At 43.4% G+C, this 25,895-nt stretch carries 23 protein-coding genes; 10 read left to right on the forward strand and 13 right to left on the reverse strand.

Annotated features, from left to right (window positions below; translation table 11 throughout):
- Positions 1-3 precede the first annotated feature (3 nt).
- From ACOOE0_RS00930 to ACOOE0_RS00940, 3 genes are read right to left on the reverse strand one after another with little or no spacing between them, the layout of a single operon-like run.
- On the reverse strand, positions 4-822 hold the full coding sequence (locus tag ACOOE0_RS00930; protein ID WP_420400620.1) for an SDR family oxidoreductase: 819 nt from the start codon (positions 820-822) through the stop codon (positions 4-6).
- Positions 823-831: 9 nt separating this feature from the next.
- On the reverse strand, positions 832-2,208 hold the full coding sequence (locus tag ACOOE0_RS00935; RefSeq protein WP_420400621.1) for a Gfo/Idh/MocA family protein: 1,377 nt from the start codon (positions 2,206-2,208) through the stop codon (positions 832-834).
- A gap of 14 nt (positions 2,209-2,222) precedes the next feature.
- Complete coding sequence (locus tag ACOOE0_RS00940) at positions 2,223-3,470, reverse strand: PmoA family protein (RefSeq protein WP_420400622.1); 1,248 nt, start codon at positions 3,468-3,470, stop codon at positions 2,223-2,225.
- A 350-nt stretch (positions 3,471-3,820) separates the two neighbouring features.
- On the opposite strand from ACOOE0_RS00940, the gene ACOOE0_RS00945 reads away from it, so the two are divergent.
- The 3 genes from ACOOE0_RS00945 to ACOOE0_RS00955 all read left to right on the forward strand — a co-directional run bounded on the left by ACOOE0_RS00945 (position 3,821) and on the right by ACOOE0_RS00955 (position 7,303).
- Positions 3,821-4,771, forward strand: coding sequence for a ThuA domain-containing protein (locus tag ACOOE0_RS00945; protein ID WP_420400623.1), 951 nt, complete (start codon positions 3,821-3,823; stop codon positions 4,769-4,771).
- 71 nt (positions 4,772-4,842) lie between these two features.
- Positions 4,843-5,862 carry a LacI family DNA-binding transcriptional regulator gene (locus ACOOE0_RS00950; protein ID WP_420400624.1) on the forward strand — a complete coding sequence of 340 codons (1,020 nt, stop codon included), beginning with the start codon at positions 4,843-4,845 and terminating at the stop codon, positions 5,860-5,862.
- A gap of 58 nt (positions 5,863-5,920) precedes the next feature.
- The gene (locus ACOOE0_RS00955) at positions 5,921-7,303 is read left to right on the forward strand and encodes an exonuclease domain-containing protein (protein WP_420400625.1); all 1,383 of its coding nucleotides are present in this window, start codon (positions 5,921-5,923) and stop codon (positions 7,301-7,303) included.
- A 278-nt stretch (positions 7,304-7,581) separates the two neighbouring features.
- On the opposite strand, the gene ACOOE0_RS00960 is transcribed toward ACOOE0_RS00955, so the two are convergent.
- The 4 genes from ACOOE0_RS00960 to ACOOE0_RS00975 all read right to left on the reverse strand — a co-directional run bounded on the left by ACOOE0_RS00960 (position 7,582) and on the right by ACOOE0_RS00975 (position 12,147).
- A complete protein-coding gene (locus ACOOE0_RS00960; RefSeq protein ID WP_420400626.1) occupies positions 7,582-8,355 on the reverse strand; it encodes an aldose 1-epimerase in 774 nt (257 codons plus the stop codon).
- The gene (locus ACOOE0_RS00965; protein WP_420400627.1) at positions 8,352-9,653 is read right to left on the reverse strand and encodes a M20/M25/M40 family metallo-hydrolase; all 1,302 of its coding nucleotides are present in this window, start codon (positions 9,651-9,653) and stop codon (positions 8,352-8,354) included. Before ACOOE0_RS00965 ends, ACOOE0_RS00960 begins: the two co-directional genes overlap by 4 nt.
- Before the next feature lie 31 nt (positions 9,654-9,684).
- The gene (locus tag ACOOE0_RS00970; protein WP_420402189.1) at positions 9,685-10,665 is read right to left on the reverse strand and encodes a PLP-dependent cysteine synthase family protein; all 981 of its coding nucleotides are present in this window, start codon (positions 10,663-10,665) and stop codon (positions 9,685-9,687) included.
- A gap of 240 nt (positions 10,666-10,905) precedes the next feature.
- Positions 10,906-12,147 (reverse strand): ABC transporter permease, encoded by a 1,242-nt coding sequence (locus ACOOE0_RS00975; protein ID WP_420400628.1) that lies wholly within the window; start codon positions 12,145-12,147, stop codon positions 10,906-10,908.
- Positions 12,148-12,150: 3 nt separating this feature from the next.
- On the opposite strand from ACOOE0_RS00975, the gene ACOOE0_RS00980 reads away from it, so the two are divergent.
- The gene (locus ACOOE0_RS00980; protein ID WP_420400629.1) at positions 12,151-13,377 is read left to right on the forward strand and encodes an exo-beta-N-acetylmuramidase NamZ domain-containing protein; all 1,227 of its coding nucleotides are present in this window, start codon (positions 12,151-12,153) and stop codon (positions 13,375-13,377) included.
- On the opposite strand, the gene ACOOE0_RS00985 is transcribed toward ACOOE0_RS00980, so the two are convergent.
- Complete coding sequence (locus ACOOE0_RS00985) at positions 13,374-14,204, reverse strand: sterol desaturase family protein (RefSeq protein ID WP_420400630.1); 831 nt, start codon at positions 14,202-14,204, stop codon at positions 13,374-13,376. The two genes, ACOOE0_RS00980 and ACOOE0_RS00985, sit on opposite strands and share 4 nt — an antisense overlap.
- Positions 14,205-14,225: 21 nt before the next feature.
- Positions 14,226-14,720: a YkgJ family cysteine cluster protein gene (locus tag ACOOE0_RS00990; protein ID WP_420400631.1), complete on the reverse strand. Its 495-nt coding sequence runs from the start codon at positions 14,718-14,720 to the stop codon at positions 14,226-14,228.
- A 77-nt stretch (positions 14,721-14,797) separates the two neighbouring features.
- Between ACOOE0_RS00990 and ACOOE0_RS00995 the strand changes: the two genes are divergently transcribed.
- Together ACOOE0_RS00995 and ACOOE0_RS01000 are read left to right on the forward strand one after the other, a co-directional pair.
- Positions 14,798-15,505, forward strand: coding sequence for a class I SAM-dependent methyltransferase (locus ACOOE0_RS00995; RefSeq protein ID WP_420400632.1), 708 nt, complete (start codon positions 14,798-14,800; stop codon positions 15,503-15,505).
- 45 nt (positions 15,506-15,550) lie between these two features.
- Positions 15,551-16,351 (forward strand): hypothetical protein, encoded by an 801-nt coding sequence (locus ACOOE0_RS01000; RefSeq protein ID WP_420400633.1) that lies wholly within the window; start codon positions 15,551-15,553, stop codon positions 16,349-16,351.
- A gap of 23 nt (positions 16,352-16,374) precedes the next feature.
- On the opposite strand, the gene ACOOE0_RS01005 is transcribed toward ACOOE0_RS01000, so the two are convergent.
- Both ACOOE0_RS01005 and ACOOE0_RS01010 read right to left on the reverse strand, forming a co-directional pair.
- On the reverse strand, positions 16,375-17,007 hold the full coding sequence (locus ACOOE0_RS01005) for a 7-carboxy-7-deazaguanine synthase QueE (RefSeq protein ID WP_420400634.1): 633 nt from the start codon (positions 17,005-17,007) through the stop codon (positions 16,375-16,377).
- A gap of 55 nt (positions 17,008-17,062) precedes the next feature.
- On the reverse strand, positions 17,063-19,570 hold the full coding sequence (locus tag ACOOE0_RS01010) for a T9SS type B sorting domain-containing protein (protein WP_420400635.1): 2,508 nt from the start codon (positions 19,568-19,570) through the stop codon (positions 17,063-17,065).
- Positions 19,571-19,847: 277 nt separating this feature from the next.
- Between ACOOE0_RS01010 and ACOOE0_RS01015 the strand changes: the two genes are divergently transcribed.
- From ACOOE0_RS01015 to ACOOE0_RS01025, 3 genes are all read left to right on the forward strand, one after another.
- Positions 19,848-21,368, forward strand: coding sequence for a helicase HerA-like domain-containing protein (locus ACOOE0_RS01015; protein ID WP_420400636.1), 1,521 nt, complete (start codon positions 19,848-19,850; stop codon positions 21,366-21,368).
- A 74-nt stretch (positions 21,369-21,442) separates the two neighbouring features.
- On the forward strand, positions 21,443-21,988 hold the full coding sequence (locus tag ACOOE0_RS01020; RefSeq protein ID WP_420400637.1) for a hypothetical protein: 546 nt from the start codon (positions 21,443-21,445) through the stop codon (positions 21,986-21,988).
- Between the two features lie 73 nt (positions 21,989-22,061).
- Positions 22,062-23,024 (forward strand): YybH family protein, encoded by a 963-nt coding sequence (locus tag ACOOE0_RS01025; RefSeq protein WP_420400638.1) that lies wholly within the window; start codon positions 22,062-22,064, stop codon positions 23,022-23,024.
- Here ACOOE0_RS01025 and ACOOE0_RS01030 read toward each other — a convergent pair.
- Positions 23,021-23,443: a winged helix-turn-helix transcriptional regulator gene (locus tag ACOOE0_RS01030; RefSeq protein WP_420400639.1), complete on the reverse strand. Its 423-nt coding sequence runs from the start codon at positions 23,441-23,443 to the stop codon at positions 23,021-23,023. The two genes, ACOOE0_RS01025 and ACOOE0_RS01030, sit on opposite strands and share 4 nt — an antisense overlap.
- Positions 23,444-23,541: 98 nt before the next feature.
- On the opposite strand from ACOOE0_RS01030, the gene ACOOE0_RS01035 reads away from it, so the two are divergent.
- Positions 23,542-24,381, forward strand: a complete 840-nt coding sequence (locus ACOOE0_RS01035) for an alpha/beta fold hydrolase (protein ID WP_420400640.1) — start codon at positions 23,542-23,544, stop codon at positions 24,379-24,381.
- 64 nt (positions 24,382-24,445) lie between these two features.
- Here ACOOE0_RS01035 and ACOOE0_RS01040 read toward each other — a convergent pair whose 3' ends face one another.
- Positions 24,446-25,888, reverse strand: coding sequence for a Gfo/Idh/MocA family protein (locus ACOOE0_RS01040; RefSeq protein ID WP_420400641.1), 1,443 nt, complete (start codon positions 25,886-25,888; stop codon positions 24,446-24,448).
- Positions 25,889-25,895: the final 7 nt, after the last annotated feature.

The following is a 25,895-nucleotide window of genomic DNA, read 5'->3' on the forward strand; positions in this document are numbered from 1 at the left end:
TGGCTATACCCCTGAAAATGAACTAAATCCCCCATCAACTTCAAAGATGGATCCTGTGACAAAGCTTGAAGCATCACTCAGCAAATAATGGACCATACCATTAAGTTCCGAAGTATCCCCAAAACGACCCATAGGAGTATTGGCCAAGATTTTCTTGCCTCTTTCCGTATACGTCCCATCTTCATTGATCAAAATGGCCCGGTTCTGATTCCCTACAAAAAAACCAGGGGCAATGGCATTCACCCGTATCCGATCACTGAATTTGGATGCCAGCTCTTGGGCCATCCATTTGGTAAAGGCGTCCACTCCCGCTTTGGCCATGGAATATCCCAAAACCCTGGATATACTTTGCCGGGCAGCCATCGAAGAAATATTTATGATAGACCCAAATCCTTGCTTGGCCATCAACTCGCTTAAAATTATGGTAGGAGTTACTGTTCCAAACAGGTTTAAATCCACCACCTCTTTGGTATCCTCTATTTTCATGTCATAAATGGTCTGGCCTTCTTGTAGGGTGGCTCCAGGAATATTACCCCCGGCTAGATTGACGATGCCATCCAATTGTTCGAATTCCTCGCTTATTTTTTGCCTCAATGAACCCAATTCCACCTCATCCAGTAAATCCACAACAAAGGTGTGGGCATGACCAATTTGAATTTCATCCAGTTCTTTTTGTTTACCCGCAAGCTTCGCTTCTGATCTTCCCAAAAGAATTACCTTGGCTCCTTGCCCTACCAAATAGGCCGCAATGGATCCTCCCAACGCACCGGTAGCCCCTGATAGTAAATAATGCTTGTCTTTTATCGAAAAAAGTGAATCCATTTAATCCTATTAGGCTTTCACATTATCTGTCCCATACGGATTTCGCTGAGACCTTCCCAACATCGCATTGGCTTCATCATCATTTATAAATTCCTCCTTTTCATTATCCCACTTCAATTTGCGCGGCAGCTGCATGGCAATATCACTGATCAAACAGACCACACATGCCTTATGTCCAATTTCAATTGGAGAGATGGGCGCTTTTCTACTCTTGATGCACTCCAACCAGTTCCCATGCTGATCATCAATCTTATAGAGACGGGTCTCATTTTCCCCAATTGTTGAGGTTAGGATTTTTGGATCCGAAGCAGCCAAGGCCTTATTACTTTGTTTTTTGGATACTGGGTCTGAGGCGGAGGCACTGTAATTTCCTCTGGACACAAAAATCCAACCGTCCGTACCCTCATAGCGGATACCATTGGTATACCCACCACTGGTGTATACGGTAATGCCGTTGCTATATTCCTGCTTCACCAGAAAATCCCCATGCACGTTCCAGATTCCTGATTTAGGGAACTCTGCCAAGGCTTCCACAGAAGTTGGCCCAGATAGTTCCGTATTCATGCCCCAAGCCGCAGAATCGTAGTGGTGTTGACCCCACCCGGTGATCATTCCAGCTCCATAATTACGTATCCGTAACCAACCCGGTCTGCTATAATCTTGCTGCGGATGAACCCCAATTTCGGTATAGGGCACCATGGGTGTTGATCCCAACCACATATCAAAGTTTAGGTTTTTGGGAATGGGCATTTCTGGGGCTTCAGGCCCAGCAGGGTCTCCAGGAAGTCCAATTTTGACCGTGTGCACATCCCCAATCCTGCCGTTTCGAACCAATTCCGCTGCAATTCGAAACTGCTCCATGGCGCGCTGCTGTGTGCCAACTTGAAGAATCACTTTTTTCTTTTGAACCGCATCCCGAAGCTGTTGTCCTTCCTTTACGGTTAGGGAAGTCGGTTTTTGCAAATAGATATCCTTACCTGCTAATGCCGCTTCCATGGCAGGTTGGGCATGCCAATGATCTGGTGTGCTTATGACAACGGCATCTATGTCCTTGTTCAAAAGCATTTCCCGATAGTCCACATAGGTTTTGACATCCACATACTTCGCTTTCCCTGTCTTTTCTTTGTAGTATGAATCCACAAGGGTCTTGGCGTCATTCATCCTTTTTGTGTCCACATCGCAAACCCCAATGAACCGGGTCTGGTCAAACCGAATGGTGTCATGGATATCATGGCTCCGTGCAATTCTTCCGCAGCCAATCTGCCCAATATTGATTTTGTTGCTCGGCGCATCCTTACCCAGCACATGGGAGGGAACTATACTTGGGAAGCCCACCATTGCAGCGGTTGCCAAAGCCGATTTGTTAATAAATGTTCTTCTTTGCATGGTTCAGTTAAATTTTAATCGTTCACAACAATTGTCCAAGGTTGATTGGCAAACAGTTGCCAATAGGACTCAGCTTCATCCGGGCCGAGTTCTCCATCAAAAACAATCATTCTATATTTCAGTTGATACTCTTTCTTTGATTCAATTTGCCAGGGTTCATGGCGGATCGGGCAAAATTCAAAAAACATGTCGCCCCTACCACCATTGCCGTCTATGGGCCACACCCTCATAGGTTCTGGGTGCATGCGATTTTCAGGATGGCTTAAAAACAAGATACCGCTGGTTCCACTGCCGTCCGCAGACTCTCCACTGACGATACACCACCTTGCATTTGAGCCGTCAGCAGTGAGTCGGTCTTTTCCTTCCGAGGTAAGTACTTCACAATTATCCTTGTGCCATCGTTCCGTAAACCGCATACCTATTCCACCGCCATATCTATAGGCCTCAAACAGCAATCCGGATTCCAATGGGGAACTAAAGGTTGATGTATAATCCAGTACATATCGGTTTTTGGGTTCCAAACTCCATAATCGCAGTTCCAATTTTTCATTCAGGGCGATGCTGTTTTCCGCATCCGCACCAAAATCCACATGTTCCTGATGAGCAACCAAGGATGCATAAACATCTCCTGCGTCCATCGGACCAAATTCCTTAAACCGAACAGTGCCTTGCCCATCCCCTAAATTCCAAAAATCCACCGATCTATCTCCAATCCGAGTCCTCGTCCAAGGACCCCAAACACCATAATGGTGATAATGGTCTGGCGGCTGAATTCTTGTCAAGGTATCACCTTTGGGGGTTATCAAGGGATGGACATGGCCCGATTTACCGTATATGGAATCCACACCTGTTGGCGGATATTTGATTTTGAATTGGTAGCTGGCAACAGGATTTTCACCTAGCAACAATTGTATTTTTCCCTCTTTTTTTTGATATCCTGCAGCTGTTTTGGCATTGCGCAATTCATCTTGAAATTCGATGCGATACTTAGAAGCTTCAGTGGGATTATGGACGAACCATAGCCTTCCTTCCTTAACAGCATCCCATTGAAATGGAACGTCGACCATTCCCTCTTCAGTTTCTTTCAATAGGGCAATTTTTTGGTTTGATCCAGTGAAATCCAAGTCCAACTGATCCAAGTTCACCGAAATTGACAATTCCTGTTGCAAAGAGCCATCCACCTTAACCTCAAAACTGTTTACATTCTTGGTAATACAGGAGCATAACATTGTAAAAACAAAAAAGAGAAATACAGGTTTCATGAGGTCTAGGTTGAATGGCTTTAATTTAACTAAAAACTAACTCAATTTGTAGGCAACTTCATTGCCATCAAAGGCTTACGATTAATTGGCCAGCATTGTTCAAATTCAAAACCATGCGTATGCTGGAAAAATCGATCTTGGCCAATATGGTGGAATAAAACTATGCATTTGCATTTTATTACGCAACCGATTGCATTCAATTTTTATCACAAACCAAGAATTTATCATCCATATTTGCTCAAAATCTGATTACAGTAACAGGAAAATGAGGAAAATTAATGTAAGAATGTCGAATCAATTAATTTGTTGCGTAAATTGCACAAATTGATTTTCAAACCACAAAACCACCGATGAAGAAAACGTTTGTTCTATTTGCTCTCCTTTTGGTCGCCCCGATCAGGGCCCAAGAAGCAGAACCTTTTGTCATGACTGAAGATTGGCTGTCCAAAATTCAATCTCTGGCTCCTGCCCCTTCCAGCAACCAAGATTCAGAGGTTAAGAACTTGCTCATATTTTCCCTGCACACGGGCTTTGAGCATTGGACCATTCCCCATACCGAAGCCGTGGTTCAAATAATAGCCGAAAAATCCAAGGGGTTTAAGGTATTCACCAGCAAGGACATTTCGGTATTCGAGAAAAGCAACCTAAAAAAGTACGATGCGGTTGTGTTGAACAACAATTGCTCCATTGGACCCAGACGGGACCTTTTCTGGGATGCGCTTGAGAAAGACCGCTCGTTGAGCGAAAAAGCAAAGACTAAAAAAGCAAAACAGCTGGAGAACAACTTGCTTAATTATGTAAAAAAAGGGCATGGTCTAATGGTTGTCCACGGGGGCATTGTCATGCAAAACAACTCCAAGGCTTTCAGCGAAATGGTAGGAGGCAGTTTTGATTATCATCCCAAACAACAGGCCATACAAATTAAGCTGGTAGATATAGAACATCCCATGGTTCAGTGTTTTGATCCCTCTGGGTTTGAGCATATAGATGAACCGTACTTTTTCAAAAATGCCTATTTCGATTACAATTTTAGACCGCTATTGTATCTAGAAGCCGACAAGCTCGATGGACTCAAGAAAGAAGTTCCAGACAATATCAAATATGTTTCCTGGATCAAAAAATATGGTAAGGGAAGGGTATTTTATTCCTCCCCTTCACATAATGCACAAAGTTTGGAAAATCCAGATTTGCTCCAGTATTATTTAAATGGGTTACACTATATCACGGGAAGTTTAGACTGTGACGATTCTCCCATTAGGCGCAATCACAGTGGGTCAAAAACAGCCAAAAGCTCCCGCTAAAACCCAAGGTTACAGCGACGACTCATTAATATTAAGTAATATTGCCAACGGTTAGTGCTACACTATTTAGCATGGGAAAAAAAATAACAATTTACGATTTAGCGGAGCAGTTGCATGTTTCCCCGGCAACGGTTAGCCGGTCCTTGAACAACCATCCGTCCATTAGCACGGAAACCAAGACCAAAGTGGTAAGGGCGGCACAGGAAGCCGGATACAAGGTGAATAAATTTGCGGCCAATCTCAGCAAGCAAAAATCCAACACCATTGGGGTAATCGTTCCAAAGCTGAATTCCGCTTTCATGTCCACCATCCTTGCCGGGGTGGAAAAAATTGCGAACGAAGCAGGGTACAATCTTGTCATCAGTCAATCTTTGGAATCGATGGAGAAGGAAAAGATGAATGCCCATGCCCTGTTTCAAAGCGGAGTGGATGCACTCATCGTTTCTCTGGCTTACGACACCTCAACCTACGATCATTTTAGCAATTTCACCAAAGTTGGGATTCCAGTACTGTTTGTAGATAGGGTATATCCCATGGAAAACTGCTCCACCATTGTAATTGATAACCAACAAGCTGGTTACGATGCAACGGAGCACCTTATACAACAAGGTTGCAAAAATCTTTTGCATGTTTCGGGACACTTAAACCGTAGCATTTATGCAGAGCGACTGCAGGGGTTTAAAAATGCCATGGCGCAGCATCAGATGGAATTTACGGATGCCAACGTGCTGGAGAGCGACCTTGATCCCAATAGCGTGGGTGAACTCATAAACCACCTGCAACATGTCAATGAGAGAGTTGACGGGATTTTTGTTTCCAATGATCGATTTGCTGCAACCTGCATCAAGGAACTTCAAAAACTACATTATAAGATTCCAGAAGATATCAAGGTAATCGGTTTCAATAACGATTCCATCTGCAAGTTAATGACCCCAACCTTAAGCACTATAGATTATCCTGGATACCAAATGGGCGTTTTGGCGGCCCAAGGGGTGATCAGCCATCTAAACGGAAATATTGATTTGCTTCCTGCCAATTCCATTAGCCTTAGGCACAGGTTGGTAGTTAGGGAATCCACCTCCAATGATTGATTATAACTTCTTACCCATCTCCTTTATTTGCCATCTTTTTCCATAATTCCTAACTTCAATGCCCATTTGTTTTCAGGCATTGTATACCATAATCGACATAGAGACCACCGGAAACGGCATCAAAGGCAACAAGATTACCGAAATCGCCATTTTTAAATTTGATGGAGTCGAAATTGTTGAGGAATACTCCACGCTGGTGAATCCGCAAAGCCCCATCCCAAGTTTTATAACGGGACTTACGGGGATTGATGACCAGATGGTACAAGATGCCCCAATTTTTTCCGAGATAGCAGAGCGGGTGCAACAAATGACCAAGGATTGCATTTTTGTGGCCCATGCCGTTAATTTTGATTATGGGGTAATCAAGGAAGAATTTAGGCAGTTGGGCGTTGATTTTGTTCGAAAAAAACTCTGCACGGTCAGGCTCTCCCGAAAATTGATTCCTGGGTTGCAGTCCTACAGCTTGGGAAAGCTATGTTCGGCGGTTCAGATTCCGTTGACCGATCGCCACCGCGCCCGAGGGGATGCCCATGCCACCACTCTGTTGTTCCATAAATTGGTGAATCATCCAAGTGCCGAAGGAATCATCCAAAAGTTTTTGAACGCACGAAGCCAAGAGGCCACCCTTCCACCGCATTTGCCCAAATCCATTTTTGATGGAATCCCACAAAAACCAGGGATTTATTATTTCAAAAACCAAAAGGGTGAAATCATTTATGTGGGCAAGGCTATCAACCTAAAAAAACGGGTGTTGGGCCATTTTTATGATAAAAGCACCAAGGAAACCCGAATGTGCAGTGAAACGGCTTCCATAGATTTCAAACTATCCGGCAGTGAACTTGTGGCCTTGCTTATGGAGTCCGCTGAAATCAAACGCCTTTTTCCTCCCTACAATAGTGCCCAAAAACGAATTGGGAAACAATATGCCCTGTTTGCCTACGAAGACCGCAAAGGTATTCTTCATTTGGCCTATAATGCCCTTAAGGGTGCACCCAACCCCATCAAGGTTTTCTACAACCAAACGGATTGCCGGGCTTTTCTGGAACAACTGTGCAAAACCTTTGCGCTTTGCCCAAAATACTGCCATCTGCAACAAACCAACACCGTTTGCTCCCATCATGAAATTACCACCTGCGAAGGCATTTGCTCGGGTGAGGAAAGCGTATCTGATTACAACAAAAAAGTGGAGCATGCCATTTCCAGTGTAAAACTGGCCCAAAACGAGGTGCGCATCATCAAGGAAAAAGGAAGGGAGCCCAATGAAAATGCCGTGGTATTGATTTCGGAAGGAGTTTACAAGGGGTATGGGTTCATTGACCACCAAGTGGAAATTACCTCCATGGAAGACATCGAGGCCTTCATCATTCCGCAAAAAAATACTGTGGAGACCCAGCGTATTGTGGAATCCCTGCTACCGCGCTTGGAATCCTATGTCATATAAATCCTGGGTTATTTGTTTATCCTCCGATACATTTTAATCATGAAAGCAATCCAAACTACCAGAATAATGGCAACAAATACGATATAGGGCAAGAGGATATCCATAAACAAAGTAAAATTTGATTTGCCCCAATACTGGAATTCTCATAGCGGAATTCCATATTTTCTAACGAAAAAGTATCTAGCCAAGCGAGTACATTTCCGCTATAAGCCTAAGTTAGTAAGAAAAGGAATACGCCTAACACTGAAATTGTGTGCAAAGCTGCACTTCATCGAAAATTAGACTGAAAGTACCACCTTGAACAGGGCCTCTTCTCCTTTGAGCTGTTGAAAGCCCTGATGAAGCTGATCCTGTGACACGTTATATGGGTAAAATGAAATGGGCTCAATGCAGATCATATTCCGAACCTCAGTCCAGCACATAAAATGCCCAAAACCTTCTGTTGAAATGGTAATATCCCTTTTATCCCGAAGTAGGATTGAGGTGGTGTCTTTCACTTGGAACGCACGGCTGCCCACTTCCAACACCTGGTCTAGGGAAATCTCTTGCTGACCTGCAACAATGATTGGGCTGTCTGAATGCAGTTTAAAAGCCGGATGATACCCGAGCATAAAGGGCATATTTTCTTCCCCGGAAATCTTAAAACCAATCTCCAATTGATCGCCCCTTAACTGAAAGGTCTTTTCAAATCGGAAATCGTAGGGCCAAACCAACCATTCTTCGGTAGACTTTTTGGGAAATTTCGAATTTTTTACTGGCGCACCCGCTTTATAATGCTTGACAAAGGATGCAGTAGTTGCGGTAGTCGATTCCAAAACATAGTCCAATTCACGTAGCAATCCATGCTGATCTTGAATGGCATTTCCTTTGGACACCTCTACCCTAAAACCCGCCTCATTTACCGGGCCAATGATCGGGAACATTTCAGTATCCGAACTTCGCCATCCGGGACTTCCTTTTTGGTGGATGAACTCGTGCCCTTGGTTTTTAAAACCCACAAGTTCTCCAGCTTCAATGGAGGCAGTGGTATTGCCCTGTTGTAATACTGTCATTTCTCGGAATTGATTAGTCGATAAATCAAAATGGCGGTTCGCTTGGTCAATGCTTCAATGGTATTCAAATTCACGGTCTCCTGAGGGGTATGCGCTCCCGTTCCCATGGTGCCCAATCCGTCCAGACAATCCACATATTCTGCTACAAAAGATACATCGGCAGCTCCTCTTTTTCCAGGGTCATATGCCAAAACCTCTCCTTGGCCCAAATCCAAACTCACCTGGTTCAAAATCCCTAGCAGGGCATGATTGCCTTCTGTGAGTCCCATCGCAGGATAGCTATCCGTAAATGAAATACTGGCGGAAGTCATTGGAAGGTTATTGCCTACTATTTCCCGCATTTTGTTTCTGGCCCGTTCTTTCTGATCTTCGGAAATAAAACGAAGTCCTCCTTTGGCCATGGCCTTTTGGGCCACCACGTTGCTTTTCCCAAAGACATCTCCTTTACTGGTCGAGGCATCAAAACTGACAAAGGTTCCGCCCAAGACCGTACCGGGATTGAAGGTCAATAAATCCTCACCCTTCACATCCGTATAAAATTGATGCAGGATTCTGGACATTTCAAAAATGGCTCCTGCTCCAGTTCGCTCACTGAAAACTCCTGAAGAATGGGCCCGCTTTCCTTCTACTTCCACAGCCCAACCTGATGCTCCTCTTCGGGCCACGGTCGCATAATTGAACCCTGTTGAAGTTTCAAAACCCAGGGCAATGTCACTGCGTTTTGCTGCTTCCACCAAATCCTTCCTGCTAATGGAAAGTGGTTTTCCCGTACTCTCTTCATCCCCTGTGAAAGCCACTATTATCTGTGCATCACCCAGAAGACCGTTCTCATGTAAAGCCTTTAGTGCGTACAAAACGATAACATCTCCACCTTTCATGTCGTTTCCACCTGGTGCATGCGCAATGCTATCGTTGACCATTTTGAATTTTTGAAATGGACTGTCTTCTTCAAAAACCGTGTCCAAATGGCCTATCAACAAAAGCTTTTTGCCTTTATTTCCACTGGTTTCCGCGAAAAAGTGGCCTGCTCTACCCATTTCCGACGGCATTTCAATCCATCTGGAGTCAAAATTGATGTTCTCAAAGGCATCTTTGAAAACCATTCCCACTTCCTTCACTCCTTTGGCATTTAGGGTACCACTATTGATGTTCACCACCTTCTCCAAAAAAGCGATGGCATCCGTGTTGTTCTGGGCAATGGTTTTGACAATTTTTTTCTCGGTTCTGGAAAGTTTTTGGGCCGTAAGCGTTCCTGCCATAAACAGGCTTAACACGCTAATAAAGATTCTGAAATACATGGTTTTTGGCTTTGGGTGAATTTATCAAATTTTAATCAATAAATCCTTTTTCCCGCATCCAGTCATCATTAAACATTTTGCCCACATATCGGCTGCCGTGGTCATGAAACAGCACTACCACCACATCGTCTTTGGTAAATTGTTCCTTCAACTGCAACACCCCTTTAATGGCTGCTCCAGCTGAATTCCCCAAGAACATTCCTTCTTCCTTGGCCAAACGTTGTGTAAACACCGCCGCATCCTTGTCGGTTACTTTGGTAAAACCATCTATGATATCAAAGTTGACATTTTTGGGCAGAATATCTTCTCCTATTCCCTCTGTGATATAGGGATAGATCTCGTTCTCATCAAAAATTCCCGTCTCGTGATATTTTTTGAAAACAGAGCCATAGGTATCAACTCCCCATACCTTTACATTGGGATTTTGTTCCTTGAGATAACCTCCTACCCCAGAAACGGTTCCGCCCGTACCAACTCCCACTACAAAATGGGTGACTTTTCCTTTGGTTTGCTCCCAAATTTCAGGGCCCGTGCTCAAATAATGGGCTTTGGTGTTACTTGGATTATCATATTGATTGACATACCAAGAGTTGGGAATTTCAGTGGACAATCGCCTTGCTGTTGAGTAGTAACTTTGGGGATCATCAGGCGCTACATCCGTTGGACAGACATAAACCTCACTTCCCATTGCCTTTAATATATCCACTTTTTCCTTGGATTGTTTATCACTTATCACGCAGATCATTCGATACCCCTTGACTACTGCTGCCAAGGCCAATCCCATTCCCGTATTGCCTGATGTACCTTCAATAATGGTTCCACCAGGTTTTAGCAGACCTTGCTTCTCCGCATCCTCCACCATTTGCAAAGCCATGCGATCCTTAACGGAATTTCCAGGGTTAAAAGTTTCATATTTTGCCAGTATCAAACACGGTAGTTCTGCCGTGAGTTTGTTGAGTTTTACCAAAGGGGTATTCCCAATAGTCTCCAGTATATTGTTTGCATATTCCATAGTCGCTGCAAAGATAGCCATAAGGTTGTCGGGGTTCTATACGGAAACTAAATTTTGATTCCGGTAAACTTGGATTGTTGGATTGTTGGATTGCTGGATTGCTGGATCTTTGGTGTTTGGTGTTTGGTGTTTGGTGTTTGGTGTTTGGTGTTTGGTGTTTGGTGTTTGGTGTTTGGTAATAAATGAACTCATTATTTAGACAAACCTTATTCGTCCACCTATAACAATCAACTTTAGCTTTTATTCAAATTTTATGGCTTTGACCGGATTTATTTTGGTGATGATGTATGATGGAACCAACAACATCAGTAAACACAATAACATTACACCAAGATTTAGGAGAATCACCGAAGGAACATCAATATGAACTGGAATGTATTCAATATAGTATTCTTCTGGATTTGGAAACTTAAACCACCGGTATTTATCCTGAAGATAAAGTAATCCCAAACCAAGTCCATTGCCCCATAACAACCCAATACCAATCAAATAAGCGGCATTGTACAAAAACACCTTGCGAATGCTCCAATTTTCGGAGCCCAAAGCTTTTAGTACCCCGATCATTTGGGTACGTTCCAAAATCAATACCAGAAGTGCTGTAATCATGTTGATCCCCCCAACAATAATCATAATCCCAATGATGAGGGCAATATTAAAGTCGAACAGGCCGATCCACTCAAAAATTCTGAAGTATTTGGATTTGATATTGATGGCATCCAAATTGGATGGGGTTTTGCCATAAATTTCATTGCTTTTTTCCTCCAAATGGTCAAAATCGTCCAAAAAGACCTCAAAGTTTCCAATTTCATTCTCGGTCCATTTGTTCATGCGTTGGATGTGTCGGATATCCACAAAAACGTAGGTGGCATCAAACTCCTCAAATCCACTGTCGTAAATTCCAACAATCTCAAATCGTCTATTATTGGGTACTCTTGAAGCATCTCCATCCTTAAGAAAAAACGAGAAAAAAGTGTCGCCCAATTTCATTTGGAGACGGTTGGCCATAAGCCTTGAAATCAACACCTCATCATTCAACCTTCCTGTATAATTCGGAATCCGGCCTTCTACAAGGTATTCCTCAAAAACGTTCCAATCGTAATCCGTGCCCACCCCCTTGGCCAACATCCCCTCAAAGGTTTCCTCTGTGCGGATAATTCCACCTTTGGTGGCAACAGCTTGAATGTGCCGTACACCATCCACATCGCTGAACTTGGGGTAAAAATCTTGTTCCAGGGAAACTGGAATCACGGAAACTTCGGAGGTATTGTTATCGTAGTTGGAAATTTGGATATGCCCATTAAACGCGGATACTTTTTCACGAATCTTGTGTTTAAGGCCAACACCCGTGGCAATGGCTATAAGCATCATCACAATACCAATGGCAATGGCTGCTATGGCAATTTTTATTATAGGAGCGGAAATGCTAATTTTATGCTCCTTCCCTGTTATCAGGCGTTTGGCAATAAACAATTCTAAATTCAACGAATGCCCATTTTATCTCCTTTCAAAAGTACAGTTTTATTGTTGGTTTTGTTGCTTTCTTCCTGCAAAGGACAGGAAGGCAAAAAAGCCGCTGCATCAGAAAATGAAGAACCCGCCTTGGTTCCGGAAATTACGGTTGCCGCCAATAGAACCCAGAACTACCTTCCCCTGCTTCAAGATAAAAGAGTGGCCGTGGTGGCCAATCAAACCAGCGTTATTTTTCAAGCGAATGGATATACCCATCTGGTGGATTCCTTGCTATCCAGACAAGTGGATATTAAAACCGTCTTTGCCCCGGAACACGGTTTTAGGGGTAAGGCAGATGCAGGAGAACTGGTGAAGGATGGGGTGGATACCAAAACCTCTCTGCCCATTGTTTCGCTATATGGAAAAAACAGAAAACCATCCCAAGAACAGTTATCTGATGCGGACGTTGTCCTGTTTGACATCCAGGATGTTGGGGTTAGGTTCTATACCTATATCGCCACATTGCAACTGGTTATGGAGGCCTGTGCAGAAGTAGGCGTGCCCGTTATCGTATTAGATCGTCCCAATCCCAATGGACATTATGTTGATGGCCCTTCCATGTTAAAGGAGCATACCAGTTTTTTGGGAATGACCCAGATACCCCTGGTCTATGGTTTAACCATTGGGGAATATGCCCAAATGATCAATGAAGAAAAGTGGTTGAAGGCAGACAATAAGGTGGATTTGACCGTTATTCCCTTGAAAAACTATACGCACGCCTCGGACTATCATTTGCCCATTCGTCCCTCACCCAACCTTCCCAATGATACCTCTATAACGCTTTATCCCAGTTTGGGGCTTTTTGAAGGCACCCATATCAATGCGGGAAGGGGGACAGAATTTCAGTTTCAGCGTTATGGTGCTTCATTTTTGGATAGCACCCAATACAACTTCAACTATATTCCACAACCTAATTTTGGATCCAAACATCCCAAAGAAAAAGCTAAAAAGTGCTTTGGAAAGGATTTGGCAAAATCCGAACGGATGAATGCTGTTTCCTTGAAATGGATTCTGGACGCCTACAAAAATTGTCCGGATAAGTCCAAATTCTTTAGGACCAATTCCTTTACCAAGCATGCTGGCACCCCATTACTTCAACAACAAATTGAAGCGGGATTGTCTGAGGCTGAAATAAAAGCCACCTGGTCAGCTGATCTGGAACGATTCAAAAAAATACGGGAGAAATACTTGATGTACGATTAGTTTTCCGTAGTTGGTCTTCGATATTTATGAAAAGGTTGCTTTAGCAGGCCGATAATGCTGCTGTTTTCCTTTTCATCGGGAAAGGTGTCCACCCCGTACACAATTTTTTCGGTATCCAAATACATATACGTTCCGAAAAGCCTATCCCAAATCGCAAAGATGTTACCGTAATTGGAATCGGTATAGGGTAATTTGTAGTGATGGTGCACTTTGTGCATATCCGGGCTTACAATGACCCAACTGATGGCCTTATCCAAGTTTTTAGGCAACTGAATATTGGCGTGGTTGAATTGGGACAATACCACAGACATGCTTTGATATAGCATAATGACTCCAATAGGCGCGCCCACAAGAAAAATCCCCAACAAGGTAAAAGAGTAGCGAATGAGGCTCTCCAAAGGATGATGTCTGTTTGCCGTGGTGGTATCCACATTATGATCGGAGTGGTGTACCAAATGCACCATCCACAAAGGTTTTACCTTGTGTTCCACCCAATGGGCCGTATAGGCCCCGATCAAGTCCAAAAACAGCACCCCAAGAACTACATATAACCATAACGGCATCTCTGGCAACCAATTGATGATACCAAAGTCGTTGTCCACAGCCCAATCCGAAGTCATCAGAAAAAGGAAGGCCAAGGGAAAATTGACCAAGATCGTAGTTAACGTAAAAAAGAAATTGGGAACGGAATGCCTCCATTTTTTATACGGGACGCTGAATAATGGGACTATCCCCTCCAGAATCCAAAAAAAAGTGATGCCCCCAACCAAAATGAGACTTCGGTGAAGTGCGGGAATGTTTTCAAAATAGGTGATGATCTGCTCCATAATTTCAAATATAAAAAATAGCTACAGCTTTATTTTTTTCTTCATTTCTTCCACAATATTGAAAGCGGCGGGACAAATGGCCACATTCTTCAAGGTAAGATTGCCAATCTGGTGAAATTTTTTTCGATCCGTATGCGGAAACTCCCTGCAAGCCTTGGGTCGCACATCATAAATGGAGCAGTAATTATCCGCATCCAAAAAAGTACAAGGCACCCGCTGTAGAACATAGTCGTTCTCTTCATCAACCCGTAGATATTCTGATATAAATTGGGAAGGCTTAAGCCTGAAACGTTTTGCAATACGCTCAATATCCGCGTTGGTAAACAAGGGTCCCGTTGTTTTACAACAGTTGGCACAACCCAAACAATCCGTCCGTTGAAATTCTTCCTCATGCAGTTCCAACATAAGGTAGTCCAGGTTTTTGGGAGGTCGCTTTTTGAGTTTTGAAAAAAACTTTTTGTTGGCACTATGTTTTTCCTGGGCCTTTTTGGGCAGCCCTTCCAATTCTTCTTGCATTTCACAAACTTAGAAAACCCAATCCATTAAACCTTTGTTTACAAATAAAGTCCCACTTTTGCCACAGTTACTGTTTTATGGCGGACATTTTTGGAAAAGCCTTGTTGGATTATCACTTTGGAAACTATTCCGAGGACATAAAAACTTATTCCTCTTTGGATGAGGAAGATTATATTCCCTTGCCCTATTTGTTTCGGGATTTTGATAAGATGCCCATGCTGGAACAAAAGGCCTTGGCTTTGGCTCAAGGAACCGTATTGGATATAGGCTGTGGCGCCGGAAACCATGCACTGTACCTTCAAAACAAAGGTTATGAGGTGACAGGTCTGGATGCATCCGAAGGCGCTATCAAAGTATGTCAATCCAGAGGACTAGATTCTACGGTCCGTACCGAGTTCTTGGATTTTACCGGAAAGCAATTTGATACGCTTTTGTTGCTTATGAATGGCATTGGTCTAGCCGGAAAATTGAACAATTTGAGCACTTTTTTGACGCATCTCAAGTCTTTGCTACTCCCTAACGGTCAAATCTTGTTGGATTCAAGCGATATTATTTACATGTTTGATCAAGACGATGATGGCGGATATTGGATTCCGGACAACGGAAATTATTATGGGGAAGTGACCTTTACCATGGAGTATAAAAAAGAAAAAAGCAACCCGTTTCCATGGCTTTATTTGGATTTCAATACCTTGCAAAATGCATGTTTTGCCAATAATTTGAAGTGTGAACTTGTAAGCGAGGGGAATCATTACGACTATTTGGCAAAACTTTTGCTGCAATAATAATAGATGTTGCTGTATAGCGTTCTATTTAAATACACTTGTGCCATGATAAAGAAAATTGCAATTTACTCCCTTATTTGCTTGGGAATAATCATTAGCTGTTCCAAGGATTCAGATGATTCGACCCCACCGGACAATACTGTAGACAAAACAGCCAATCTTCAGGCAACCGGTTCTTCTGCCAATGACATTTTATCCAATGCCAACTTTGATGCTTTGCTAATAGAAATTGCATATGTGGAAGGTTTTAGGCCGACTACGACCGCAATAACCAGTTTTGAAAACTTTATACGGGAAAGAACCTTTAAGACCAATATTGAGTTCACTTACCTAAGCTTGCCCTCTTCAGGGGAAGAGACATTGACTACCCAACAGGTGGCTGATTTGGAAGAGGAAAATAGAACGGCATATAACAACGGTACTACTCTGGCCATGTATATTTATTTTGCTGATGCACCATCTGATGGTGACGAGGAGGATGAAGGTTTGTTTACACTAGGTGCCGTTTATAGAAATACGTCTATGGTCATCTACGAATCCACCATCAGACAATTGGCATCACAAAGCAATTTTATCACAATAAGTGATGTGGAGACTTCAACTTTAAACCATGAGTTTGCCCATTTAATGGGGCTGGTAAACTTGGGTACTGATGCGGTCAACGATCATGAAGACTCGGAAGCCGCCAATCACTGTAACGTTTCGGGTTGCCTTATGCGGGCCGCTTTGGAATTTGGTGTTCCTACCATGAAAGTTTTGGAAAGTAATGCTGCCAAAGGCGCTGCCCCTGTTCCCGGCTTGGATGCCGAATGTATATTGGACCTTCAGAATAATGGAGGTAGGTAATTCAAAGTAGCGGTAGCTGCCTGCTACGGGATATTCAGGTACTTGTGGGTCTGGAGTGATACTTTCCATTTTGGGTTCTGCATGACAAAATCCACGATCAAAGGAACCATTTTGTCCCTAACACTCCATTCCGGCTGTAAATACAGGATACAATTTGGCCCTACCTGTGCTGCCTGTTCTTCCGCGAAGATAAAATCATGCTTATTGTAAACAATGACCTTAAGCTCATCCGCTAGGGGATAGATTTCAGATACGGGCAACTTATTCTTTTTAGGGGAAAGGCAAATCCAATCCCAGTCACCTGATAAGGCATAAGCACCCGAAGTTTCAATATGGGTCTTTAAGTTTTTAGCTTTTAAACAATTAGTCAATGGACCCATATCCCAAGTTAGGGGTTCTCCGCCCGTAACTACAATAGTATCCGAATTTTTCGCAGCGTTAGTCGCAATACTTTCGATATCCGTTGGCGGATGGGTGCCTGCATTCCAGCTTTCCTTAACATCACACCAGTGACAGCCTACATCACATCCCCCAATCCGGATAAAATATGCTGCAGTCCCCTTGTGGTACCCTTCACCCTGAATGGTATAGAATTCCTCCATTAAGGGAAGCATTACGCCTTTATCTACCAATTGCATCACTTCTTCTGAAATCATGGCGCAAAGATAGTGTTTCCCTATTCAAAAAAGTCTTTATAAATCGCGTGTTTAGCTATCGTTTCAAGCTAAAATGGCCAGTTCTTCGATGGGCAATTCCTTCCGAATCTACCAGATTTAGAACATACCAATAATCCGAAGCTGGTAGTTGTTTCCCTCCATAATTCCCATTCCATCCCGAATCAAGTGCATTGATTTGTGCCAAAAGTTTGCCGTATCTATCCATGATAAACAAGGAGGCACTGCGGTAAGCGTCCGGAGTAACTCCTAGAATTTCCAATGTATCATTGACTTCATCATTGTTGGGCGTGATAAATTTGGAAATGCCAACCACCCCAATGACCAATTGATCTGAGCCACAGCCATTTTTATCCGTTGCATATAAGGTGTGCAAACCAGGATCGACATTTTCAAAAACTGGAGAATCTTGAAAAGGCCCATAAGCGTCGTCCAGCGCATACTCATAATTTCCTGGGCCAAGGTTACCATTTTCCTCCAGTACGGTAATGGAATTGACGTCATTGGCATCATCTATCACTACTGCATCCCTGGTTAAATTGGGAGGCCCCGAAAGCTCGACTTCCAAATATCTTGGCGGTGAAACACAACCCAATTCTGAGGTAGCAATTACGGAATACCTACCAGGATGGGATATCGAAGCAAAAGCCTCGTTGCTTACCACCACCCCTGCCGAATCAGTCCATTGGTATTGGTAAATTCCGTCAGCATTGGTGGTTGCTGCCGTTATAGTAGACCCTTCACAAAGGATGAGTTCAGGTTCGGTCAAATCGAATGCTACCAAAGGCAGTACTTGCAGCTGCACGTGCTGTCCTATCCCAAAACAATCCCCATTATCCCTATTCTCGACCCGAACGAACAACTGTTGCGAAAAAGCAGTTTCGTTTACAAAGTTGTTTGTGTTCGTGATGCGATTTTGCTCCAACAAAGCGTCGTCTGAGTTCGTGTAGAACGTCACTTCCAGATTCTGCCCAGAAGGAAACTGGGCCAAAAGCTCAGGAACAGCCTCTTCCAAATTAAAACTGTAAAATCCATCTTGATCGTCCTCATCACAGCTTTCCAAGATGGCCAAAAAGTTTGCAGGAAAAGAAGTTGTGGAAACCTCCAGAGTAACCTCCGAGATCAATGCACATCCAAAAGAGTTGGCAGCGCGGGCATACAATGTGCTCCCAGAACCATTGTTATACGGAACTTCGCTTATGCGATTTGTGTTGTTCTCTGCATCCACTAGGCTTGGATGATAGGAAACTGACAAACCCGTATCACCAAGAGTGACAAATGGCGTGATTTCATGCAGGTTGAAATCCACAAACCCATCGGCTACCCCATCTTCGTCACAATTTCTGAAAACAATATTGGGGTCAATCACCGGCAATGGGTGTACCGTGGCTTCCACCGCAGTCCTTTCCCCAGTAAGGCAACCACCTTCCGAGGCCAAAACATAATAGGTTGCGGATTGGGTAAGTACAGGAGTTGTATAGACAGGTCCAGTAAATACTAGATTCCCTCCTTCTTCTGCATCAAACCATAGCACATCACCTTCAGAGGTAGTGGCTTCAAGCGTCACCGCTCCCGTTCCACAAGCAAACGCGGATTGCACATCTTCTATCTGGGGTGTTACCAAACTTGTACTTGCCGATAGCTGAAGTAAAGGGTCACCTGGAAGGCCACCATATTCTACCACATACCCCCTGGGAAGATAATCTCCTGTTGACCCTACATTGGGGAGATCGTTCCAAGACCCGGACACGCCTATGTTTGGACTGGTCACATGGACATAATCTTCGCCTGTGGGATCCGTATCAAAAATCACATTATTGGGTTCATTGGTGTTCCAAAAAGCAAAATTTGGGGTGCTCCCATTTATACCTCCGTTCCAGAAAGTGGTACCTGCTTCCGGGCCTGTAACCCATTTCCAAACCCCTTCTTGTTCGGCATCGCTTCCTCCCAGCCATCCCGCTCCCGAAGCTTGCTCGCCAGCCAATCTGGCCTCTTCAATACTAGTAATAGTGGCCAGATAGCCCTGCAGTCCAAAGAAAGTCCTGTTTGCCGCCTCAACTCGAGCTTCTTGCCATGTTATTCCCAAACTGGGCACATATTCATAATAATGGCCTGTTTGCGGCAGATAATTGGCCGATCCAATGGTGAAAGAAAATTGCTTTAATGCAATAGGGTCCGGTGACGTGCTGGTAAATTCCAAGTCCATTACCGCAGGAATTAGGTCTACATATTGCACGGGACTGCCACCAGGACCGCGAATGGTAAGTTTTCCTTGCACCGAATCCCACGTGGTTGTTATGTTGGGATGATTGCCTGTTAGATTCAGCATATCTGAGCCACGTTCATATCCCACGGAAATCTGAACAAAAAAAGCTTCGATTTCAGTGTCATCAGAATCCGTAACATTAAATGTTGAAACAATAGGGGTAGTTGAAAGTGGACAATAGATCAGATTTCCATTTGCACTGACCACTGGTGGATCATTGGTTTGTGCATGGACCATCAAATGGGTCAAAACCGCCCAAAATGCCAAGAAGTTTCGCATTACATGATTGGAAAACATCGGTTGCTTAAAAATTGGGTATGGTTTGTTTGGAGTCCATCTAAACTGATCAGGCAAAGGATAAAAACTATGAAAACATAACCTTTGCTGCAAGTTTTATCGCCAATATGGCCGGATTTTAACCTAAAAAGTGCGAAAAACTTGATTTTCAAAGAAAATCGGAATACCAAAGAGCCCTTTACAAAGTGAATAATTTTGTTTGTCCAGCCTCTTTTATTATTGCTTAAAATTACCCTATTTTTATCCGAAATAGAAGTCCATGGGCACCGAGGAAAAATTCTTTGAACACATTGAGAAAGGGTATACCACCAAAGGAGATTACATTACTATGGGGGCTGGAATGTTGAATGGTCAAGCGATTAAGAACGCTTTCGTTAAGATTCCGCTTAAAACGCTTAACCGCCATGGCCTGATTGCAGGAGCCACTGGTACAGGTAAAACAAAAACCCTTCAAGTGATTTCCGAAAACCTTTCCGATAAGGGAATACCGGTGTTGCTTATGGACCTTAAAGGGGATCTGAGCGGCATTGCACAGCCCAGTCCAGGGCACCCCAAGATTGATGAACGCCACGAACAGATTGGACTTCCCTTTGAGCCCAATGCATTCCCAGTAGAGATTTTATCCCTTTCTGAGCAGGACGGGGTTCGATTGCGAGCCACTGTTTCTGAATTTGGGCCTGTTCTCTTAAGTCGAATTTTGGATTTAACGGTTACCCAAGAAGGTATTGTTGCCGTAGTTTTTAAATATTGCGACGACAACAAACTCCCTCTATTGGATCTAAAAGATTTCAAGAAAGTTCTGCAGTATGCCACAGGCGAGGGCAAAAAGGAGTTTCAATCGGCTTATGGCCGTATCTCGACCAGTTCCACAGGCACTATTCTGAGGAAAATCATTGAATTGGAGCAGCAAGGAGCCGATCTTTTTTTTGGGGAAAAGTCATTTGATGTAGAGGACTTGGTACGTATCGATGAAAATGGCCGCGGCTATATCAACATTATTCGCTTAACGGATATTCAAGATCGCCCGAAGCTGTTTTCGACCTTTATGCTGAGTCTTTTGGCAGAAATCTATGCTACATTTCCTGAACAGGGAGATAGCGACAGACCTGAATTGGTTCTTTTTATTGATGAGGCCCATCTAATTTTCAAGGAGGCTTCCAAAGCCCTGCTGGAGCAAATTGAAAGCATTGTTAAGCTGATCCGTTCCAAGGGTATAGGTCTGTATTTTGTTACCCAGAATCCTACAGATGTTCCCGATGATGTGTTGGGGCAATTAGGCTTAAAAGTACAGCATGCACTGCGTGCCTTTACGGCTAAAGATAGAAAAGCCATCAAGTTAACAGCAGAGAATTATCCCATTTCCGAGTTTTATGATACCAAGGAAGTATTGACCTCTATGGGAATTGGGGAAGCCCTGATTTCGGCCTTGGATGAAAAAGGTAGACCTACCCCTTTGGCTGCCACACTGCTTAGGGCTCCCATGAGTCGAATGGATGTCCTGACAGATGCTGAACTGAAGGAAGCCATAGGAAATTCAAAACTAGTCAAGAAATACAATGAGGAAATAGATCGGGAAAGTGCCTATGAAATCCTCAATGAAAAGATAGAAAAAGCCCAAAAGGAAGCCGAAAAAGAAGAGGAAAGGGAACGAAAGGCTTCAAGCTCCCGAAAAAGTTCTTCCAGGCGTAGCAGCACCCGAATGAACCCTGTGGTGAAAGTGCTTACAAGTGCCACATTTATACGAGGGGTTCTTGGGGTTTTAAAAAAGGTGATTAGGTAGATGTTGGATGTTAGATGTTAGATGTTAGATGTTAGATGTTAGATGTTAGATGTTAGATGTTAGATGTTAGAAAGATGAAAAAAACAATTCTCATTTTTGGAATTTTGAGTTTGATAGTTTTTGGCTGCACACCAAAGGAAACCACTTTCCTTATTTCAGAAAACAGCGTAGGTCCTTTGACCAAGGATACGACAGTGGAGGACATTAGAACGGTGTTTGCACAAGATTCCGTGGTTCAGGATACCACAAACCTTCAAGTGGGGGCCAAAGCTAAAAAAATCAAGATTTTTGAAAAGGGCGGAAAGCATTTGCTAACGCTCACTCCCAATGCAGATAGCATCCCCACAATTGAAAATGTACGGTTTTTTGACGCCAGATATGTTTCAGACAAAGGGATAGGACTGAACAGCACATTTCAAGACATCCAAAACGGCTATGGAATTAAGAAGATTGTGACAACCCTGAACAGTATTGTGGTATTTCCAAAGGGCAGTAATTTATACTTTACCATTGATAAAGAAGAGCTACCTGACAATTTGCGCTATGTCACAAGCAATATTGAGGAGGTTCAAATTCCGAATACGGCCAAAATCAAATATTTGATGTTGGGATGGGAGTGAGCTGTTAATATATTCTTAATGGAGCCCATCTCTTGTTTCAATTTGGGTATTTTGATTGGACAAAGTCCAACCCATGAAACTATCAACACTCTCTTCCTTTCTGTTGTTGCCCATTCTTGTTTTTGCACAATACAATTTTGAACCTTCGTCCGAGCACCCTTTTGGCCTTCCCAATCCTGAAGCTCCAAAAGAACTAATGGATTTTGCTCCTATGATTGGCGAATGTAATTGCAAGTCTGAAACCAGGAATGCAGATCAAACCTGGGCGGAACCCGTTGATATGGTTTGGCGCTTTAAATACATCATGAATGGAATGGGTGTTCAGGATGAAACCCTCAAAGTGGACGGGACTTACTCGGGGAGCATCCGCCAATTTATTCCAGATAGTACCCGCTGGTATGTACACTATTACTCTACAAGAGCACCTTCCACAGTGCTTCCCGTATGGGAGGGACGTAAAACCGAGGAGGGAAAAATAGTCCTGTATAGGGAACAAAAAGCCCCCAACGGCATGGATGGGTTTTACCGCTTATCTTTTTACGATATTGACGACAAGGGTTTTAAATGGATTGGGGAATGGGTGGATAAAACAGAGTCCGTGGTCTTTCCTACCTGGAAAATTGATTGTACCAATGGAAAAATCAATAGGGGTACTGCTGAAACACAGCAACAAATTAGGGCAGCCTCCAAGAGATTTTCCAAAGCATACATAGCACAAGATTTTGATACCATGGCCGATTGCTACACTCTTGATGCCAAATTGATGCCCTTGGGAACCCCCATTGTTGAGGGCAGGGAAGCCATTAAATCCAGATGGATGTTGGGTAAGGACACCAAGATTCTAACCCACAGTATGGATGCCTCTGAAATCAAGGTTTTGGGAAATTATGCCTATGACTATGGCCATTATCAGGGAACCAGTCAAAAAGGAGATGATCCAGTGATACCCTGGAAAGGAAAATATGTGGTGGTCTGGAAAAAAGAGGCAGATACTTGGAAGATGTACCTGGATATTTGGAATCGGCTTAGGGATTAAATCAAGCCATACTTTTCCCTATTAGCCAACACTTTTGGGCTATTGGTTTGCATCCATTCGGTGAGTTCCAGCAGTTTTTCCACATAAGATTGACCAAAATCCGTTAAGCTGTATTCTACTCGGATGGGTACCTCTGCATAGGCTTTTCGTTGTATATAACCATCTGCTTCCAGCACTTTTAGCCGTTGGCTAAGCACTTTGTTGGAGATGCCGTACACAAATTTTTTAAGCTTGTTGAACCTTAAGACAGGAAAATATCCCAACCATAGGATGATAAGGGCGCTCCATTGATCTGAGGCCACGGACATTACATCCCTCACGGGGCAGAGTTCCGGTGGGTTCTTGTAATCGATATGCCCAAACATTTTTTCCAATTTTTTTGCTGTTCTAACTTTCTGATTATCAGTAACAGTTTCCATTCCTATACCAAGTTGAATTGAGGTGACTTCTTTTTTCTTCTAAAAGGAATATGTACTTTTAGTATCTATTATAGAGTAAGTTACAAAAAGTAACCGTCATGAAAAAACTGATTGCCAAAATAGTTCCCTTGGCCTACGGTCAATATTTCAATATTTCCTCATTAATCCTCCCAAAGAAAATGGCCCATAAAGCCTTCAATCTTTTTTGTACCGTTAGAAAAGGCAGGGTTTTGCCCCAACAAAAAGACTATTTGGATGATGCAAAATTGGAAGTTGAGCAGGTAGCAGGACACCAACTTCAGTCGTATCATTGGTCAGGCAACAAGGAAACCGTTCTTTTGGTCCATGGATGGGAAAGTAACACCTTCAGGTGGCGTAACCTCATCCAAAAACTCAAAGAAGCTGATTTCAATATCGTAGCTTTTGATGCCCCATCCCATGGCTATTCCACTGGTAAACTTTTATATGTGCCATTATATGAGCAGGCCCTGCATCATATGGTTAAAAAGTATGATCCCAAGTATCTTGTTGGGCATTCCGTAGGCGGTATGACCTTGATGTACAACGAGTATAAAAACCCAAACCCAGGGGTTAAAAAAATGGTGGTGATAGGCGCTCCTTCGGAGTTTCATGAAATTATGCAGCAGTACCAGGATATTTTGAAATTCAATGACCGATTTATGGGAATATTGGATAATTACATCCTTAACCGTTTTGGATTTCACATCAGGGATTTTTCCACCTCAAAGTTCGCCAAGACAAACACCAAGAAAGGCTTGCTCTTTCATGATAAATTGGATATGGTAGCACCCTATCACGCCTCCAAACAAGTCCATGCATCCTGGAAGGGAAGTAGATTGGTCAGCACTGAAGGTTTAGGGCATTCCATGCATCAGGAAGAGATCAATGATGAGATCATCAGCTTTCTTGTGGCCTAACTCCTACCATAAAAAATCCCAAACACTTTCGCATTTGGGATTTCCAAATTTTAAAAAGGGCTGACTAGAACTTTCTGTACTCCCCAGCCAAATATTGGTTGGCTTCTTCCTCTGCAAATTTTGCCTTTTCACTATCCCAATGCAAGGTTTGATTGGGGAAACGACCGGCAATCACACCTAATAGAATGGTCTCAGTCAAACGAGCAGCGTACTCAAAGGGAGCTGTACATTTGTCCTTGCCCAGGCAGGCATCAATAAATTGATGATAGTGCTTGGGTCCTTCGCTGGCATAGTTTCTAACAGGTGCTCCCAAATTTTGCTTGGCAATATCCTTGGAAATGTCCACATATTTGCCCCGAACAATTTTTCTGGGCAACTGCATAAAATGAGGCAATAGCAAACGTCCTTTTGTTCCCACGAACATAGCGCCCTGTTCTGGTAACTGACCCTCTGCCGCTACTCCAGCATCCAAAGAATTGTTGTTTTTTACAGTTTGTTTCTTTTTGCCCGCGGTCTTTGCACCTGGAAGCACCAAATCTTCATGGGCAGGAGGCATGCCTGGACCATCGTACCAAATCCACTTTAGGGTTTTACCCGTGTAGTCCGTACCGGGAAATTCGTAAGTAACTGTGTTATTTTCCGGATATCCATAACCGTTTGGTTCGCGGCATTCATTCTTAATGGTCATGGGCACATCCAAGTTCAGTGCATTATAAGGGGTGTCAAAAATGTGAACCCCCATGTCGCCCAAGGTACCGCATCCATAGTCCATTAGTTTTCGCCAGTTCCCTGGATGGTAGTATCCTTCCTTGTAGGGCCGTTCTGCCGAAGTACCCAACCAAAGGTTCCAGTCCAACTGAGCTGGCACAGGATCTTCCCCTTCCGGCTCAGCGCCGTTGTAGCCCCAAGATTTTGGACTCCATGCATGAACCGTGTGTACTTTACCAATAATACCATCCTGTATCAACAAGGTGGCTAATTTATAATCGTAGAACGAATGTACTTGTATTCCCATTTGGGTAACCAAACCTTTGTCCTCAGCCATTTTCTTCATCGCCCTGGATTCGGAGACATAATGGGTCAATGGTTTTTGACAATAGACGTGCTTGTCCTTCTCCATGGCCAACAATGAGGCAGGGGCATGGGTATGGTCTGGAGTGGAAACTATTACCGCATCAATATCATCGGCCATCTCCTCCAACATCACACGGTAGTCAAAAAATACGCGGGCTTTGGGATGTTGCTTTCGTGCCGTAGATAAATTGATGGCATCAACATCACAAAGTGCCACCACATCCACTTGTGGGTGTGATGAAATATCGTTGAGATCCGCAGCTCCCATATTGGCCACACCAATATGCGCTGTCCTAATTCGGCCATCCGGCTTTATTGCTCTTAATTTCTCATGGGCGCTTAGAAGGGAAGGTGCGGCCAATAACCCTAGGGCTCCCACACCACTTTTCTTCAGAAAATCCCTCCTATCTTGATTTGATGTCTTCTTACTCATATTATAC

The sequence above is a fragment of the Flagellimonas sp. genome (assembly GCF_965215805.1).
Taxonomy (GTDB): Bacteria; Bacteroidota; Bacteroidia; order Flavobacteriales; family Flavobacteriaceae; genus Flagellimonas.

Bases quoted from the DNA above. Each gene is read 5' to 3' on its own strand.
- ACOOE0_RS00930 (WP_420400620.1), bottom strand. From the start codon at position 822: ATGGATTCACTTTTTTCGATAAAAGACAAGCATTATTTACTATCAGGG.
- ACOOE0_RS00935 (WP_420400621.1), bottom strand. From the start codon at position 2,208: ATGCAAAGAAGAACATTTATTAACAAATCGGCTTTGGCAACCGCTGCA.
- ACOOE0_RS00940 (WP_420400622.1), bottom strand. From the start codon at position 3,470: ATGAAACCTGTATTTCTCTTTTTTGTTTTTACAATGTTATGCTCCTGT.
- ACOOE0_RS00945 (WP_420400623.1), top strand. From the start codon at position 3,821: ATGAAGAAAACGTTTGTTCTATTTGCTCTCCTTTTGGTCGCCCCGATC.
- ACOOE0_RS00950 (WP_420400624.1), top strand. From the start codon at position 4,843: ATGGGAAAAAAAATAACAATTTACGATTTAGCGGAGCAGTTGCATGTT.
- ACOOE0_RS00955 (WP_420400625.1), top strand. From the start codon at position 5,921: ATGCCCATTTGTTTTCAGGCATTGTATACCATAATCGACATAGAGACC.
- ACOOE0_RS00960 (WP_420400626.1), bottom strand. From the start codon at position 8,355: ATGACAGTATTACAACAGGGCAATACCACTGCCTCCATTGAAGCTGGA.
- ACOOE0_RS00965 (WP_420400627.1), bottom strand. From the start codon at position 9,653: ATGTATTTCAGAATCTTTATTAGCGTGTTAAGCCTGTTTATGGCAGGA.
- ACOOE0_RS00970 (WP_420402189.1), bottom strand. From the start codon at position 10,665: ATGGAATATGCAAACAATATACTGGAGACTATTGGGAATACCCCTTTG.
- ACOOE0_RS00980 (WP_420400629.1), top strand. From the start codon at position 12,151: ATGCCCATTTTATCTCCTTTCAAAAGTACAGTTTTATTGTTGGTTTTG.
- ACOOE0_RS00985 (WP_420400630.1), bottom strand. From the start codon at position 14,204: ATGGAGCAGATCATCACCTATTTTGAAAACATTCCCGCACTTCACCGA.
- ACOOE0_RS00990 (WP_420400631.1), bottom strand. From the start codon at position 14,720: ATGCAAGAAGAATTGGAAGGGCTGCCCAAAAAGGCCCAGGAAAAACAT.
- ACOOE0_RS00995 (WP_420400632.1), top strand. From the start codon at position 14,798: ATGGCGGACATTTTTGGAAAAGCCTTGTTGGATTATCACTTTGGAAAC.
- ACOOE0_RS01000 (WP_420400633.1), top strand. From the start codon at position 15,551: ATGATAAAGAAAATTGCAATTTACTCCCTTATTTGCTTGGGAATAATC.
- ACOOE0_RS01005 (WP_420400634.1), bottom strand. From the start codon at position 17,007: ATGATTTCAGAAGAAGTGATGCAATTGGTAGATAAAGGCGTAATGCTT.
- ACOOE0_RS01010 (WP_420400635.1), bottom strand. From the start codon at position 19,570: ATGCGAAACTTCTTGGCATTTTGGGCGGTTTTGACCCATTTGATGGTC.
- ACOOE0_RS01015 (WP_420400636.1), top strand. From the start codon at position 19,848: ATGGGCACCGAGGAAAAATTCTTTGAACACATTGAGAAAGGGTATACC.
- ACOOE0_RS01020 (WP_420400637.1), top strand. From the start codon at position 21,443: ATGAAAAAAACAATTCTCATTTTTGGAATTTTGAGTTTGATAGTTTTT.
- ACOOE0_RS01025 (WP_420400638.1), top strand. From the start codon at position 22,062: ATGAAACTATCAACACTCTCTTCCTTTCTGTTGTTGCCCATTCTTGTT.
- ACOOE0_RS01030 (WP_420400639.1), bottom strand. From the start codon at position 23,443: ATGGAAACTGTTACTGATAATCAGAAAGTTAGAACAGCAAAAAAATTG.
- ACOOE0_RS01035 (WP_420400640.1), top strand. From the start codon at position 23,542: ATGAAAAAACTGATTGCCAAAATAGTTCCCTTGGCCTACGGTCAATAT.
- ACOOE0_RS01040 (WP_420400641.1), bottom strand. From the start codon at position 25,888: ATGAGTAAGAAGACATCAAATCAAGATAGGAGGGATTTTCTGAAGAAA.